We start from the raw sequence: 15,375 nt of genomic DNA on the forward strand, positions 1-15,375 counted from the left end.
AATTTTTCTTTTTTTTCAGGTGTGATTTGTTTTGGATTTTTTAGCTAAGTAATGATGGTATCTAATAGCTATGATTAGTGATTGTTTTTGCTAATTCTTTGATCAAGGATTTATTATAATCCATTCTGGGGATTTGGTGTTGGCTTCCATTCCGGTTCTTGGAAATATGAAAGTACTGCCTAATGGAACATATGATCTCAGTATTTTCAATCCAATTCCACTCGGATTTGAAACCACTGTTGGTGCCCGCTATTACTTTACTGACAATATCGGCACATATGTTGAAGCCGGACTTGTAAAAGTTTTATTCAGGCCTGATTAAATTTTAAATTCTTAACTTGTAAAATTCCTGAATGAAAAGCGCGGCTCTCACCGAGAGTCGCGCTTTTATTTTCTTAAAACTTTAAACCTACACTTACTCTTACTCTTACACTATATTTTTATCTCACCACCACAAATTTCTTACTTGACTTAATTTCATTTTGTAACAATTCTAAAGTATAAACACCGGCTGTCAGATCCTGAATTGCAACCCGTACATTTTCTCCTTTTATAGTTCCGGCCAATATGTTTTTTTCAATGGCTACTTTTCCATGACTATTCATCACCCTCAAACGAGTATCATTTTTTGAAAATGAATTCCAACTGATTGAAATTTCATCTCGTGCCGGACTTGGGCTTAGAATAATTTCAGTGACATTTGTATTGAATGTAACAACACTCGGATCCTCATTAATAATCAACGAATCACAGGATGTACATCCATTGGCATCTGTGACACATAGTTGATACTGGCCTGCGGGCAATCCTCCGATAGTGTCTGTACCTGTACTGATGACTGGTGGATACAAGGTATACTGATAAGGAGTAACACCTCCTTCAGCAGTAAAGGAAGTTGCTCCATCAAGGCAGCCTATACAACTTGTTGGGTATGTATTGATAGTAGTGAAGTGTACTGAATCCGAAATTGTAAAGTAAAGTGTATCCGTACAATTAAAAGCATCCTCAAAGCTGATCATATAATTATCGGGTTGCAAATTTTGAACAACGATGAGACCTGAGGAAAAGACAGTGTCAATAATATTAGCTCCAGCCTGTGTATGGATAAAAATGTGGTTTGGTATTATACCGAAAGTGTCGATCGAAATTGAATTGACAGAAGGAGTACATAAATCCTGTACAAAAATATCCGCGTTAGGCAAACAGTCGGGAGGGAAAGGCAAAGTAATTTCATACAATCCTGAGGTGCCGCCATATCCATTTTCCAATACATAAATACTATTCATGTGAATGTCGTCGTCCACGGGATGCGCAAAATCAGAAACAATCCGTGTGGCATTCAATGTATAATTTTGTAATGAAGAATTGAAAGAAAGATCCAGATGAACAAGATCCTGTGATGGATCCACAAAAGGTCCTATGGAAGTGTCAGGAACAGTTGTACATCCGCAGGAATCAAGACCTTCAGTCCAGCTGAGCATAAAACCGTCCATGCTGTAATCAGGATGGAGGATGAAAGATTTGTCAAATACTAATCCCAATGGCGAACGGTGCGCGGTGAATGTTCCCATGGATATTCCAAGATCACTTGCATCCAATACATTTCCATTGATAGTATCGCGGAATTTATCACAATCAGGACCAAAATTCTGGATAGGTTCGTCCGGAACTGTTAATGGATCTAATTGCGGGAAGTCAGGATCATTGTTCCAGAATCCATTTCTCCAGGAACGACTAAAATGTGGGATCAGCGGATCTGTGGCAGGATCAAAAGATGCATCCTGCTGTGGATTACGTGTATCTCCCATTCTCCATGGAAATCCATAGTGATGATTTCTTCTCAACCAGTTCATTTCTTCATTGTGATCACGATCACCGGAATTTTCTACACCAAATAAATTACCATCATGATCAAATGCCATATCAAAGGTGTTACGAATACCATTTGCGTAAACATAACCGCTATTCTCCAGCCATGCGCTGTCATTTTGAAGAATGATGGTGTTCGCATCATGAGTGGGAAGTTTGAAAACTCTTGCAGTGAGTGGTTCATTACGAACTCCCGGGTAGATTCCATAACGTGTCTGAATTTCACCGTGGTCTCCACGCGCTCCAGAGCAAATTACAAGACTGTCACCACTTGGATCCACTGTCATTCCACTGTATAAATGATCAAAATAATCTGCAGTCTTGTATGGGTCGGTTTCCATGAGTGTGGACCAGGTGCGTGTACCATTTGGCTCCAATACTCCACGCGCAATGATTCCGATAGTGAGTGGAGTGGAAGAACCATTGTTTCCACTGACATACATTATGCTGTCATGAATATCCATTCCCTGAATGTATTCCACTCCATGATCAGCAGTAGTATATACGAGTGAATCGTATGCAGGTCCTGATGAAGGTCGGATAACGACATAAATATTCCCCTGTGTATCCGTATAGTAAAGCTGTCCATCAACCGGATTATAGGAGACACGAATTGCGCCATCCCGTATTGTCAGAATTCTGGTTATCCCTATTCCGGGCGCCAATGCCTGAGGGTTGCTTTGAGCACAAACATCAAGAAGTACATTTTGAAATATCAAACTGAAAAGTAAAAAGAGGTAAGTAGAATGTTTATACATGATATAAATTTTTAGAATATAGAGTAAACATACAAAAAGTAAATTTGAGTTCTAAGGTTGAGTGATTGGTTGTCAATTGATATTAGATTTAATGTTGTCTATCCGGTCAATATTTTAGTAAATTTTCCTTTGACCCGTTTAGTTGTAAGAAGCTGAAATACAACTATATAGGAGGCTTTGAATAGCGCTGTTGATTGTCATGGTTGTGAATCAATTTTGTGTCAGAATTGTATCCTGAAATAAGTACCCTGAGATTAGGTTATATTTTGAATTGTCCTTATTTTTAAAAATAATATTGCTTCCTTGATTTCATGAAAAATTACCTGACACAACCTATTAATTTTGCCGGACTGACAAAAGGCGAAGAGCAGAGTACCTGTGGCTTGCATCAATCCATTGCGCAAAGAATCCACCTTTTGCTTGTAACCAATCTTGGTGAATTCAGAGTCGATCCGACCTTTGGATGCATCATTTGGGAGCATGATTTTGAAAATATGTCGAATCTCAATTTGTGGAAAGACAAAATGATGCGTTCTGTAAAGGAAGGTCTCGAGAAATTTGAAAAACGATTGTTTAATTGTCAGGTGAATATTGAATTGAGTCAGCAAGAATTTGATGGAGGAGAGGCATTAAGAAGAATAAAAAGAAGAGTGGACATTAAGGTGAATGCAAAGATCAAAAAAACAAATGAAGCATTTTTATTTGAAGAGACATTACTGATTAGTCCTGTTTGGCTGGATTAAGTTTTTATAATCTTAAAACAGCAATTATTTCTAGACTAAATTCTAAAAGCTCATTATTACTTGAATGGAGAGTAGCGAACTAACAACAGAACGCATCCGAAGCAGGATGCTTAAAAATGCGGCCAGGATCTGGGGAGCGGAGAGCGAAGATGTAGAATCTTCCTTCGACCCGCTTGTTACAATGATGATTGAGGCCTGTGCCTCTGAATTGAATAAAATCAATGGAGAAATACTGACCTCTCAATCCAGAATTTTAAACAGACTGGCGCAAATCCTGTCACCTGAAACTTTGGTTGGGCCTCAGCCTGCCCATGCGATTGCGCATGCTCGGTCTATAGAACCTTTCAGCGACCTGTCGAGAGATGTTCAGTTTTTTACCACTAAAAAAGTTCCTTCGTCGAATGCTTTACAAAAAGAAGTAAACAAGGAAATTTATTTTTCACCTGCGGATAACTTTCGAATATTTGACGCTGATATTAAGTACACGGCTTGCAATAATTTGTTGTATGAATACAAAACACCTACTTCAAGGCAACTGATTACAGAAGGTCCGGTTACTTCTTATCTCAATCCATCTGAAATGTGGATTGGGATTGAGCTTCAGTCCAGGATAACATCCATACGACAGCTTTCGTTTTATTTTGACTGGAAAAATGATCCGGAAGAAGAAAAATATTTGCACATGCTTCCGCTGACTAAATGGTCGCTCAATGGTATTCCACTGAAAGTAGAGCATGGAATTGTGCCATCTGAAGAAAAAGGAAGTCACACAAATGGAAAAATATCTGATCAATATGATGTGACCCTTCGAATCGAGGATTTCATTGGAAATTTTTACAAAAATCAATTCTATTCTCTTGAGGGTACTGAAATTCCGGATGGGAAGTTACAGGAAATGAAGACGTCTTATCCGAAGGAACTGGAAGAAGTTTTTTCCAATCAGGTTTTGTCAAAGATTCAGGGAAATTACCTGTGGCTAAAACTGCAATTTACTACTGCTTTTCCTATGAATTCTATTTCAGATTTGTATGTGTCTATTAATTCTTTCCCCATAATTAATCGTCAATTAAATAAATTTACATACCGTGTACAAAACAATCTGAATATTGTTCCTTTGGCAACAGACGATCTTTTTTTGGATCTGTTGAGTGTTCAAACTGCCGATGGAAAACCTTTCCTTTCCAATCCTCTTGGGACAGGTTTTAACAATGAAGCTGGTTATTACACTTTACGCTATGGTGGAGTAGAGAGATTCGACGATCGTCATGCAGTGGAATTATTGAACAATGTATTGGATTTGTTACGCGACGAAAGCGCAGCATTCAGCTCTCTTGGCAACGATTTCATAAGCGCGTATATTCGCCAAATCAATACGGCAATTGCAATGATTGAACACAGTATTGAGCAGAAAGGTCAGAAAGCAAGACCTGGAAATTTTCTACTCATCAATCCATACAATACGGATGAAAACATATATACGCTCTTTTGGTCTACAAATGGTTTCCTTGCAAATCAGATTAAAGCCGGAGTGAAGCTTCAGAATTACTCCGGTGTGGATGCTCGTGCCGAATCCTTGATGTTAATGTCAACAACCAGCGGCGGGAAGGATCCACTTAGTGAAAATGAAAGAATAACAGCATATAAAAAGGCATTGTTGACTCATGATCGGATTGTGACCGAACAGGATATTCGAAACATGTGTTTCCATGAATTTGGTAATCTTATTCAATCTGTTTCTGTAAGAAAAGCTTGGGAGGTTGTTGCTGATCGTAAACAGGGAATTCGCCGTGTTCTGGAAATCAATATCGTTCCTGCCAGAAACAATTCCTTAAATTCATATGAATGGAGGAATTTGGCAAAAGAATTCCAGGTAAAGTTGGATCAATATTCTGCGAATCTTATTCCACTGAAAGTTCTGGTGACCGGCCATTGATGATCTATAAAATTTGCATATGATTACTGAAGCTGAAATCAAATCATTTCTGTCGGATTTACCACTGGATCTTCGCGTCGAAGTCTTACTTACTGACTTGTCGAAGAAAGGCTATAACATTAATGACCTGCTCATTCAGCCTGTTGGTATTTTTAAAAGGAAATTCAGCAGAGATATTGCTCATGTGGAAACGATGGAAATGTCGAATTACAATGAGACAGTTGTACTGAAAGTAAATCGTGAAGGACTTTACGATGTGCTTCCCCAGTCTGTTTTTCATTATCCGGCCCAAAAGCCAAAACCTTTCAAGACAATATCTGAAATGGTGGAGGAGACAAAGCAACGGATTTTGGAAGAAGCTAATGCGAGGAAGTATTTTTTTGCATACGAGTCGGAGTTTTTTAAGCATCGCATCGCAACCGAAATACAGGAAAGAAAATTACTCGAAACCATTACCTACACGATGGATGATGAGAAAATTCTTTCTTATTGGGATCTGCCTGACTTTTTGGATGCACGTCAAAAGGGTATATTGTTTTACCTTTTCCCGATCATCTTTCGTATCCGTGGCTCCCTGGATCTCATGCGGGAAACTTATTCTATTATGCTGAGGCAAAAAGTTGTTTTTCAAAAGACTGAACCAAAATTGATTTCCAAACCTGCCGGATTGGGATTGAATAGACTTGGAGAAATGATACTTTCTGTGGATTCAATTGTTGGGGATAACGATTACTCTATATTTGAAGCCATTAAAATTTCTATTGGTCCGGTACAAAAGGAAAACCTGATTAATTTTTTACCAGGCGGAAATGGCAAGAGAATTTTAGATCATTTGAATTCAATGTTTATGCCCTTCAATGTTGAGCCTGAAATTGAAATTCTTACTGTTAAAAACACCTGGACGCTTGACAGCAAAGATAAAAAAGCCAGTCGTTTGGGCTATACTGCCTTTCTGACTGCATAGAATAAAATTTGTCCTGATAGAATGTCGGAATATTTCTTAAACCAAACCGCTTTTGAAGGCTTTGGCTACAGCTTCAGCTTTTGAATTTACCTGAAGTTTTTCGTAAATATTTTTAATGTGAAATTTGACAGTATCAATACTAAGATAACAGGCATCTGCAATTAATTTATAACTCATGCCTTTGACAAGCAGTTGCAGAATTTCTTTTTCCCTTTCGGAAAGATCAAATTCATTTTTTGTGGATACTTTTTGTATGGTAGAAAAGCGTTCAAGCACTTTTCGGGCTACAGAAGGACTCATTGGAGAACCTCCCAGATTTGCTTCGTGTATCGCTTCGAGAATGCGTGATGGGGCTGTATTCTTCAGCAAATAACCAGAAGCGCCGGCACAAATCGCGTCAAATATTTTATCGTCTTCTTCATTCGCAGTTTGCATCAACACCAGGGTATTCGGGAAGTGCGATTTAATAACCTTTACCGCTTCAATACCATTCATTCCGGGCATTTCAATATCCATTAATATGACATCTGGTAAACTCCGGTTCATTTTCTGGAGAATGTTGTTTGCATCCGGGAATGAACCGGTGCAAATTAAGCCTGGAGAACATTGAACAAGATCAGTGAGCAGTTCACGAAACATTCTGTTATCCTCGTAAATGGCGATTTTTAATGACATTCTTTAGCTTTCACTCTATGCAAAGCAATCTGTGAAATTGCTGATTTTACTTACCCAAGATAGGAAATTTATTCCAAGTATTGTGGCGCATTGACTCCCTTGAAAAGCATATAATTACTCAGTTTCATTGAACAATATTCCGGAACAATTAATTGGTTTGGTGAAGAGAGTTCAAATGATACTAATGTATGATTTTATTTTTTGGCATAGATGACTATTGATCCGGAGGCAAAATCATGAATGGCACGTTTGGATTTATTGGATGTTACAGTGAAGAAAGAAATTACTCCAAGGATTAACTTGACAACAAAGCGAACATAGGAATTTGCAAGAGATAAACGTTTCTCCTCATTTTTAAATCGTCTTACCCGTATTCCTGCGGCCAGATTTCCGACAGTAGTTCCAACACTCAGGCAAAATGGTTCGTAGATTACAAACAGTCCAAGGAATAAAAATCCACGAAGAGCACCATTGCTTTCTTCTTCTGATGTGCCAAACAAATTACTGATGATAAACATGCAAGTAATTAGTAAAACCTGGTCAACGATCAGCGACTGAAACCGTTTAATCAGCGGTGGATAATTGACTGGTTCGCTTTGAATTTCATCAAGTACATCTGGTTTCATTAGATAAATTGAAGTAGGGGATATGATAGAAATCGGAAACTGCCTGATGAATTAATCCATGGGGTAGCGAAGAAATCGAACGTTATCAAAGGGATCGAATTCATATTCTGCTTCTTCGTCAAGCAGAGTGAAGTTCTTGTCAAACACACCTTGCTCACATTTATAAAACTTGGCTTCATCAGGAAAGATCCATGCAAAAAATGCAAGACCATGCTTAGAATCCATATAAAATCCATATCCATTTTCCTCATGAAAATTATACTTACGGTTCCATTCACTATTTTGAGCGGATATTTTCTTGAACATTGCGGATGTAAATTTGAGCTTATTTTTTCTATACTATGAAAAGGAATTTTACACAACCGGTTTTCCGGTGATCTTAAAGTCGCCAACAGGGGAGACAGTTCGTCCTTCATAAGTAATACCCTGATCTATCAACTCTGCTTCTTTTTTTCTTCTCATAGAATAAGTCCGTATACTTTTTAACGTATCACGAACATTCTTCCAGTCACCTGCCAGAGCGAATTTCCACACTTTATTTACCTCATAACTTTCACTGAAGAAGTGATTCTGATATTGATGGAAGATTGAATACAATACCGTTTGGTACATGATATTCAGTTTATCGAAATTAACGGTAGAAGAACCATTGAATTTATCAGAGAGTTTTGGGAGTTTGGTACTGATTACTTTGTAATCAATTTCTTTAAGTTCTGAATGACTAAAGCTTGGTTTTTTAGATGGCGGTGGACCTGCGTAGCCCGCTGAAAAAGGAATTAATTTGTCTTCAAGATGACTATTAAATCTGAATTTACGTAAATCGTTAATGTTGTGTTTGGAAATATCAAATCCTGCGGCAATTGTAAATCCACTGTTTCCTACAGGTTTCCAGGTACGAGCCTGACTGGTTTTGCACAATGTTTCCAATCCGGGTATTTCGCCATTACGGCCTTTTCCCGGTTTCAGGCTTTGATTGTATTCACTTTTCAATTCCTGCGCCGGAACCTGGGTGGATCCTTTGGCAATGAAACATCCCATTGGGATATACAATTCTGAACGGAACCCCTCAAATTCGGCGGAACGTAATGTGCCGATGATGAAATCAATGTTATCGGTGGCGGCCATATGATGAAGTTGTATTGTAAAAATATGTGAAAATTTCAAAAAATAAAATACTTGATTTTTTCTGAATATTTAAAGCGGCACTGTAGAATGAAAATAACAATCTTTTTTCAATTTACGAAATTTTGGGAGAGATATAACGACAATTAATGTTGGGTATAGGCGAATAATTTTTACAAACCTTATAAAGATGGGAATAAATATATAATTATTGATTTCTTTAGTGATTAAATAAGGAAGCTGGCAGATAGCAAACATTCAGACGAGTAATTGATTCCGAACATTCACCTATCATGGACTGTTGCGTATCAGGTGAACCTGGGCGGCTCTCCAACAGTGACGCGGCAGGACTTACTATGAGTTCATTCACAAGACCGCTACTACTTCCGACAATCGAGGAATCCATGCCATTCACAATATATTGCCCTGCTCCGGTAATGACTCCAACCTGGAATTCCCTCATGATAGCATTGGAAATGTTGCGTTCTGTTTGTAACAAATTTTCAACTCTGGATAGATGTGCTGCAAGTGCTGCACGTCCTCGGGCATGCGCCGCAGTTCTTAATTCATCTAACAAAGATGTACGTGCGCCAGCATATGCTTCATGAAGTGAATCGGCCGCAATCCTTGAACTTGAAGCTGCAGTTCGTTCGGCGGCCTGCACATATTGCTCAAAGGCTGCACGTACCTCTCTACTTCTCGCGCCACGGCGTAAAGCTTCTGCAAGTGCTGCCCTTTGTTGACTTTGCGAAAGTCTTGCGAATTCCTGGGAACTTAACCTCATGAATCCACCACTTCTCAGAACTTCAAGAATGCCTGCAGCGCCGGCTAATATCCCTAATGCATCGATTATGCGAATAGACCAGGCATATATTGCATCATTATCCAGTTCTTGAAGACTATTGGTGTCAGGATCTGTAATTGCAACATAAAGACGACCTGCGGAAACTCCGGTTTGAATTCCACCGATTATAGCACCACCTGCTGCGATCCACCCAATCGGGCCCGAAGCAATGGCCAACAAGCCAAATCCAATAATGGTGAAAGTTACTCCCAGAGTAAGACTGGTTGCTTCTGCACTTATTCTTGAACGGTTTGTCATCGTACCATCGGGAATGTCAGGAAGCTCTGCTGTGGCGGATGTCGCCAGTGACGCACTTGGAACGTTTATAGTACTTTCTTCCACTAAAACTGCGTCCGCACGTGGAGGTATTGCATTCCTGATGATCTCACAAGTATCATCCCCATAATATCCGATAGCGCATCCCCTGATTTCAGGAATATTGTCAATTGCCCTGATGATTGCCTCCCGTCTTGCTCCAAAGATCATAATACGATAAATTGAAATTATTTAAATTAATTGATCATTACCATCGCACCTTTAACCTCTGTCATCGTTGTCCCCTGAACAGATACCATTGTTCCTTTCATTTCTGCTTTCACTGTTCCTTGTAAGGACAGATTCATGGTCGCTGAAATCTTCGTGTCCATCATTGAACTGGTAGTAAGCTTGTCCATAGTGGAAACCTTAAACTCTTTCATGGAATCCTGCTTCATGGAATCTTGCGTACTGAGAGACATTGCTTTCGTTGATTTGAGATTCAACTCACCACCAGCCTGTATATTTATGTTGTTGTCAGCTTTGATGTCAATTTCCGACGATTTAATCAGAATCTTCTTTTTGGATTTTAATTCGATTGTGTCGTCACCTTTTAAAATCAATACACTTCCTTTTGCATCCTGAATGGTAATACTGCCATCCTTATCATTCATGATGATGGTATTTCCACTTCTGGTTTTTAAGGATTTGATATCGTTGTTGTCATCACCTAATCCGGATTTAGCGGCACCGGTATACAAAGAGCCTACAATAAAAGGTTTGTCAACATCTCCGCCTTCGAAATCCACCATTACATCCTCGCCAATTTCAGGAATAAAATGCCATCCCTTTCCTTTTCCGCTATGTGGGGTGGCAATTCTTACCCATGGAGAAATTTCAGACCATGAAAATTTTATTTTTACACGATCCAGTTTGTCACTGTCCTTGTTATCCTTTACAATTGCAGGTTGCATTTCTCCTTTTCTGAAAACATGAGGATTTGTATAAGGAGGAACTTCAACTTTTGCAGGAATCGCAGTGAAACTGTTACTGTAGTTTCCCAGTCGGGCTGAACTGTGTGTTACCGAAAGGACAATATATTCAGGGCTGTTACCACCGGAACTAATTTTAAACCGATGGCCTGGTTTTAATTCCGCCTTACTGCTTTGACCCCGCACAGTAAGTGCTCTTGCCGTTGCCGCTTTACTGTCAAGGTCCTTGGTGATGTCTAGCTGTTTTTTGTTTACAACATTCAACAAATGCACTCTTCGGTTCGGATCAGTTCTTGCAAAGAGGCTTTTGGATTTTGATAATGCAGGCTGTGAAAAACCATCCCCGGATTTCAATGCCGCCATATCGCCTTCAATTTTTTCACCCTTGTGCGCGTCAGTGCCGCTGTATGAAAACTTATTCGGTTGGAGGTTGGCCTGATATGTAATGTGTTGGATGTCCACTCCATTCTGTAAAGTCAGACCGCTGTTTTTTGTTTTTCCGAAATTTAATTTTTCTCCATCATAATAAAACCACTCACCGAAACGTGTAGCCAGCCTGGAGATAAATTGAAAATCGGTTTCATTGTATTGAGCAATGTAATGCTGTTCGTCTTTATTTTCCGGATCAGCAGTAACATTAACGCCACTGTCGCCACACGATTTTTTTACAATCTGATCCAGTGGTTTTTTATAATAAGAAGTTGAACGTGGTGCATCTTCAAGCAGTATTGTATGACTCTGCCCGGAAATATGGAAAACATGACTATCATCCCGATCTTCAATACTGATTTCGGTAATTATCCCTTTGAATTTATTTTGTCCCATGGTTATGGAAACTTCCTTGCTTATGAAATTCATGACCTGAGTCTGGATATCAGAATTCGACATGAAATCCTTGTATTTCCATTGGAAGCTGAAATGATGATGTTTTGCAACGGATTGCTCCAGGACGAGATTGTTGAAGATCACTTCCTCATCAGCGATTTGAATTTTAACTTCCGGGGCATTCAGATAGGTAGTCATTTCTGGAAAATTTCAGGTGATTAATTTTTTATTGGAATGAATAGTGCTACTCGTTTGTAGGCCATAAATTTCGGTGTTCAACCACAGTGCCACCTGAGCTCGATGTACTGGTGATCGTGAGTTGGTTCGCGGAAATGATCACACGTTCAACCATAGCATTATCTCCGAAATTGCTAAAGCTGTCAACATAAGAGACCATGAAAGCTGTTTTGAATTCTATTTCTTTCAATCGCTGTTCGCCATCACGCTGGTAGAAGGTGATCTTCCCGTCTTTCACCATTGTTGGATCAAGTGTCCACTGGGCAAGCGAAAGATCTCCTGTGGATTCTACCTCCAGTTCAACTGTTCCACCGTGTACACGGGAACTTGGAAGTCCGGATGAATCAGTGGGCTGCTGAAAAGCATAGCGACAACTAAAGACCCTCCAGGTTTTTCCTTCTATGGTTAATGTGGCTTTAAATGACATGGCTCTTGATTTATTTAGTTAGTGTTATTGTTGAATTCTTGAATCAAAGATATAGGCGATGAAACCCTTCGTCAACTACCCAAAAGGGTGGAACATTCCCAGCTTATTTTTCCTTTCCAGACAATGGAACGGTAACTTCTCCTTTGGGATGATTCGTTACTTTGACAATAAATTTTGACAGCTCTCCACAATTCGGGCTGATTCCATTCTGTCTGATGAAAGAAGAAATCAATCCGCCTTGCGAAGAATTTTGTCGAGCAGGAATATGCCCGATAGCAGTGCTGCGTCCACCTTCCAGTGTGCATGCAAATGGATATTCGTCACGACTAAGTATACGTGGGACCTGGCTAGTTGTATTTCCATCGACGATCGTCATTGCCTCTTTTCTTCTCCCGGGATCAGAACCGGCATAAGTTAGTATTTGAGGATGTTCTGACATTTGTGCATGCCAGATGTTGTCGGCAAGATCAGGATATTGCAAATAATTAATTTCAAGTACAGGGTATTTTCCAGAGTTTTTCATAGGTCGTTTTAAAATTTGATTAAATAAAAAGAAACAGAATTTGATTTATTTTCATCTGAATGATTGGTTTGAGGAAATTCAATTCTCAAAAGATGCTTGTGGTCCATTAATGCAAAACAGGACTTTCGATTGAATATCTCAGGACGATAGTATTGCAGTAATTATTCTCATTTAAAAAACCAAAGCTAAGTGTGTTGTTTTTGCCATCGATTCGGTAATAGGTTGTTTGTTCTCCCATTTGCCCCGGACGAGGAGGAACAACCTGAATTGAATCTCCGAAATGTTCTTTGACATAGGCCCTGGTATAACGATTGTCTTTTGTAAGTTCGAAAATAACGAGACATTCTTTGATCGCTTTTGAATCCGCTATCGGAAGACGCAATTCTAATCCGCTGAACGGAAATTCCGATTTGTCTGAATGCCAAGAATAGACGGTAAAAAAGGCGTTTGATGTAATTGAGTCAACTTCTGTTTTCAGCGTCAGCAACTCTTCAATCTTTTCAATATCGCCGGAGCGATTCACTATCAATTTTTGAATAATCTGTTCCATTTCGTTATCGGGTAGTTGGCCTTTAATGTTGCTGAACGGTAGGGTGGTGGTCATGAGAATAGCAATTATGAAAGAGAGGTTCATGGTTTTACATTCTTGTCATAATAATCATTATAAGGCTTAGAGTAATATTCCCTATATGTTTGACCGGGTGCGGTACTGGGATGTTCTCCGTCAGCGAATATATCCGCAATCTCCTGACGTGATTTTTCTCTGTCACCGTTAACCTCGTAATCATCGTATGCTTTTTGATAATCATCCGATTTGGATCCGGCAATACCGATATCATCACCTCCATTTGTATTAATCTCATCCCTAACCTGTGCATTAGTGAGAGTGGCTTCACCTTCATCCTTCAAACCCGAATTTGCATTTTTACTTGCATAATCTGCCTTGGAAAGTTTACCGGGTGGAACGTATGGATCAGGAGTATACATTGCGTGTCCTGATTCATGTGCGAGAGACTGGGTCATTTGTACTCCGTCAGTATTGTTGGGGTCCAATACTATTTCTGATTTCGTGCGGTCGGCAAATGTGCCTTTACCGGGAGTGCCATATTTAAAAACCCATCCTTTACTTTGTAATGAAACCAAATTGTTGGCAAGGGTCGGGGACATTAAAACCAATTCCTGAACTTTTGGATTTGCCAGAGGGTTAGGTGGATTGTTGATCGCATCCATAAGCATGGCAATCAATACAGGTAAAATGGCCGGTGGAATCGAAGCAGCGCCAGGTCCCATTTCGCCGATCATTACAGTTGGAAGTCCGACAACAATAGATCCGCCGTGTGCAGTCATATCACCCATTCGGGCCGCTGGCTGTTTACCGATCATTACTCCCATACTACCGAGAATGATACTGTCAGGAGGACCTGTGCAAACGCACATACTTCCCATCGTTGCGGCAAAAACTCCTCCGATCATCACATTTGGTTTTCCCGGTGGCATAATTGGTCCGCCAACATGAGGAATTGGAGGAACTCCGGGTGTAACCATTGGGCATACATGCATATCTCCTACCCGTGCAGCTGGTTTTCCCATGGTAAAAAAATTAAGAGTTATGATTTAGAAATTAATATTCGAAAAGGAGAATTTAATAAAGGTTGATCCCTGAACTTACGGGTTCAGATGATTCACCTTTTTTATATCAGATCGGCCATTCGTTTTTGTGTTCCGCGTCGCCAACCTTGAGTTCTTTCGCGGAGATTACAAAGTGCTGACTCATTGGATTATCACCCATGTTGGTGAATGTCTCAGAGTAATTTACGATGTAACCGTTTTTGAAGGAAACTTCTTTCATTTTCTGTTCGCTGTCGCGTTTGAAAAAAGTAATCTTTCCGTCTTTGTGTTTGAAAGCATCCATCATCCAGGCTGCAAGGCCTGCATCTTCTGTGGATTCAACTTCCAGCTGGATGGTTCCGCCACGAACTTCTGAAGAAGGACGACCGGTTTTGTCTACATCCTGTTGCAAGGAATAAGAGCAATGAAATACACGATAATCTTTACCGTCTACTGTGAATTTGGCTTTGAATGACATGGTTTTTGGTTTTTAGAATTAGAAAATTATTGAAGTGTTTGGATCGGGAAATCAGATTGGCCATTCGTTTTTGTGTTCCGCATCAGCAACTTTGAGATCTTTAGCAGAGATCACCAGGTGTTCGCTCATCGGGTTTTCTCCGTGATTCGTGAAAGCTTCAGTGTAAGAAACAAGGTAGCCGTTTTTAAAACTGATCTCTTTCATTTTTTGTTCGCTGTCGCGTTTGTAGAAAGTGATCGTACCATCTTTGTGTTTAAACGCATCCATCATCCAGGCAGCGTGCGCTGAACTGTCTGTGGATTCAAGTTCCAGTTGAACAGTACCACCGCGAACTTCTGAAGAAGGGCGACCGGTTTTGTCAACATCCTGTTGCAATGAATAAGAGCAATGAAATACGCGGTAATCTTTACCGTCTACTGTGAATTTTGCTTTGAATGACATGGTTTTAATTTTTAAAGGGTGATTATTGATGTTTGAATTTGATAGATCAAATGTA

Annotated in this window: 17 protein-coding genes; 4 read left to right on the forward strand and 13 right to left on the reverse strand. The window is 39.7% G+C overall.

From position 1 onward, the window contains the following. Positions 1-166 precede the first annotated feature (166 nt). The gene (locus IPP86_10295) at positions 167-322 is read left to right on the forward strand and encodes a hypothetical protein (GenBank protein MBL0138904.1); all 156 of its coding nucleotides are present in this window, start codon (positions 167-169) and stop codon (positions 320-322) included. Between the two features lie 118 nt (positions 323-440). On the opposite strand, the gene IPP86_10300 is transcribed toward IPP86_10295, so the two are convergent. Next, positions 441-2,627: a hypothetical protein gene (locus IPP86_10300; protein MBL0138905.1), complete on the reverse strand. Its 2,187-nt coding sequence runs from the start codon at positions 2,625-2,627 to the stop codon at positions 441-443. 311 nt (positions 2,628-2,938) lie between these two features. Here IPP86_10300 and IPP86_10305 point away from each other — a divergent pair, with 311 nt between their 5' ends. The 3 genes from IPP86_10305 to IPP86_10315 all read left to right on the forward strand — a co-directional run bounded on the left by IPP86_10305 (position 2,939) and on the right by IPP86_10315 (position 6,267). After that, positions 2,939-3,370, forward strand: coding sequence for a GPW/gp25 family protein (locus IPP86_10305; protein MBL0138906.1), 432 nt, complete (start codon positions 2,939-2,941; stop codon positions 3,368-3,370). A gap of 64 nt (positions 3,371-3,434) precedes the next feature. Beyond that, entirely contained in the window at positions 3,435-5,303 is a 1,869-nt protein-coding gene (locus tag IPP86_10310) for a type VI secretion system baseplate subunit TssF (GenBank protein MBL0138907.1), read from the forward strand. A gap of 19 nt (positions 5,304-5,322) precedes the next feature. Next, on the forward strand, positions 5,323-6,267 hold the full coding sequence (locus IPP86_10315; protein ID MBL0138908.1) for a type VI secretion system baseplate subunit TssG: 945 nt from the start codon (positions 5,323-5,325) through the stop codon (positions 6,265-6,267). Positions 6,268-6,303: 36 nt separating this feature from the next. Here the strand turns inward: IPP86_10315 and IPP86_10320 are convergent, their stop codons facing one another. From IPP86_10320 to IPP86_10375, 12 genes are all read right to left on the reverse strand, one after another. Next, complete coding sequence (locus tag IPP86_10320) at positions 6,304-6,942, reverse strand: response regulator transcription factor (protein MBL0138909.1); 639 nt, start codon at positions 6,940-6,942, stop codon at positions 6,304-6,306. A gap of 194 nt (positions 6,943-7,136) precedes the next feature. Beyond that, positions 7,137-7,568, reverse strand: coding sequence for an RDD family protein (locus IPP86_10325; protein ID MBL0138910.1), 432 nt, complete (start codon positions 7,566-7,568; stop codon positions 7,137-7,139). Positions 7,569-7,619: 51 nt separating this feature from the next. Next, positions 7,620-7,874, reverse strand: coding sequence for a hypothetical protein (locus IPP86_10330; GenBank protein ID MBL0138911.1), 255 nt, complete (start codon positions 7,872-7,874; stop codon positions 7,620-7,622). Positions 7,875-7,922: 48 nt separating this feature from the next. Further along, on the reverse strand, positions 7,923-8,732 hold the full coding sequence (locus IPP86_10335) for a hypothetical protein (GenBank protein ID MBL0138912.1): 810 nt from the start codon (positions 8,730-8,732) through the stop codon (positions 7,923-7,925). A 178-nt stretch (positions 8,733-8,910) separates the two neighbouring features. Then, positions 8,911-10,020, reverse strand: a complete 1,110-nt coding sequence (locus IPP86_10340) for a hypothetical protein (protein ID MBL0138913.1) — start codon at positions 10,018-10,020, stop codon at positions 8,911-8,913. 26 nt (positions 10,021-10,046) lie between these two features. Beyond that, the gene (vgrG, locus tag IPP86_10345) at positions 10,047-11,804 is read right to left on the reverse strand and encodes a type VI secretion system tip protein VgrG (protein ID MBL0138914.1); all 1,758 of its coding nucleotides are present in this window, start codon (positions 11,802-11,804) and stop codon (positions 10,047-10,049) included. Between the two features lie 46 nt (positions 11,805-11,850). Further along, complete coding sequence (locus tag IPP86_10350) at positions 11,851-12,270, reverse strand: phage tail protein (GenBank protein ID MBL0138915.1); 420 nt, start codon at positions 12,268-12,270, stop codon at positions 11,851-11,853. Between the two features lie 103 nt (positions 12,271-12,373). After that, positions 12,374-12,793 (reverse strand): hypothetical protein, encoded by a 420-nt coding sequence (locus IPP86_10355; GenBank protein MBL0138916.1) that lies wholly within the window; start codon positions 12,791-12,793, stop codon positions 12,374-12,376. Between the two features lie 106 nt (positions 12,794-12,899). Further along, positions 12,900-13,427 (reverse strand): hypothetical protein, encoded by a 528-nt coding sequence (locus IPP86_10360; protein MBL0138917.1) that lies wholly within the window; start codon positions 13,425-13,427, stop codon positions 12,900-12,902. Further along, on the reverse strand, positions 13,424-14,383 hold the full coding sequence (locus tag IPP86_10365) for a PAAR domain-containing protein (protein MBL0138918.1): 960 nt from the start codon (positions 14,381-14,383) through the stop codon (positions 13,424-13,426). Before IPP86_10365 ends, IPP86_10360 begins: the two co-directional genes overlap by 4 nt. A 106-nt stretch (positions 14,384-14,489) precedes the next feature. Beyond that, the gene (locus IPP86_10370) at positions 14,490-14,879 is read right to left on the reverse strand and encodes a phage tail protein (protein ID MBL0138919.1); all 390 of its coding nucleotides are present in this window, start codon (positions 14,877-14,879) and stop codon (positions 14,490-14,492) included. 51 nt (positions 14,880-14,930) lie between these two features. Next, positions 14,931-15,320, reverse strand: coding sequence for a phage tail protein (locus IPP86_10375; GenBank protein ID MBL0138920.1), 390 nt, complete (start codon positions 15,318-15,320; stop codon positions 14,931-14,933). Positions 15,321-15,375: the final 55 nt, after the last annotated feature.

It is taken from the genome of Bacteroidota bacterium (assembly GCA_016720935.1).
Classification (GTDB): domain Bacteria; phylum Bacteroidota; class Bacteroidia; order AKYH767-A; family 2013-40CM-41-45; genus JADKJP01.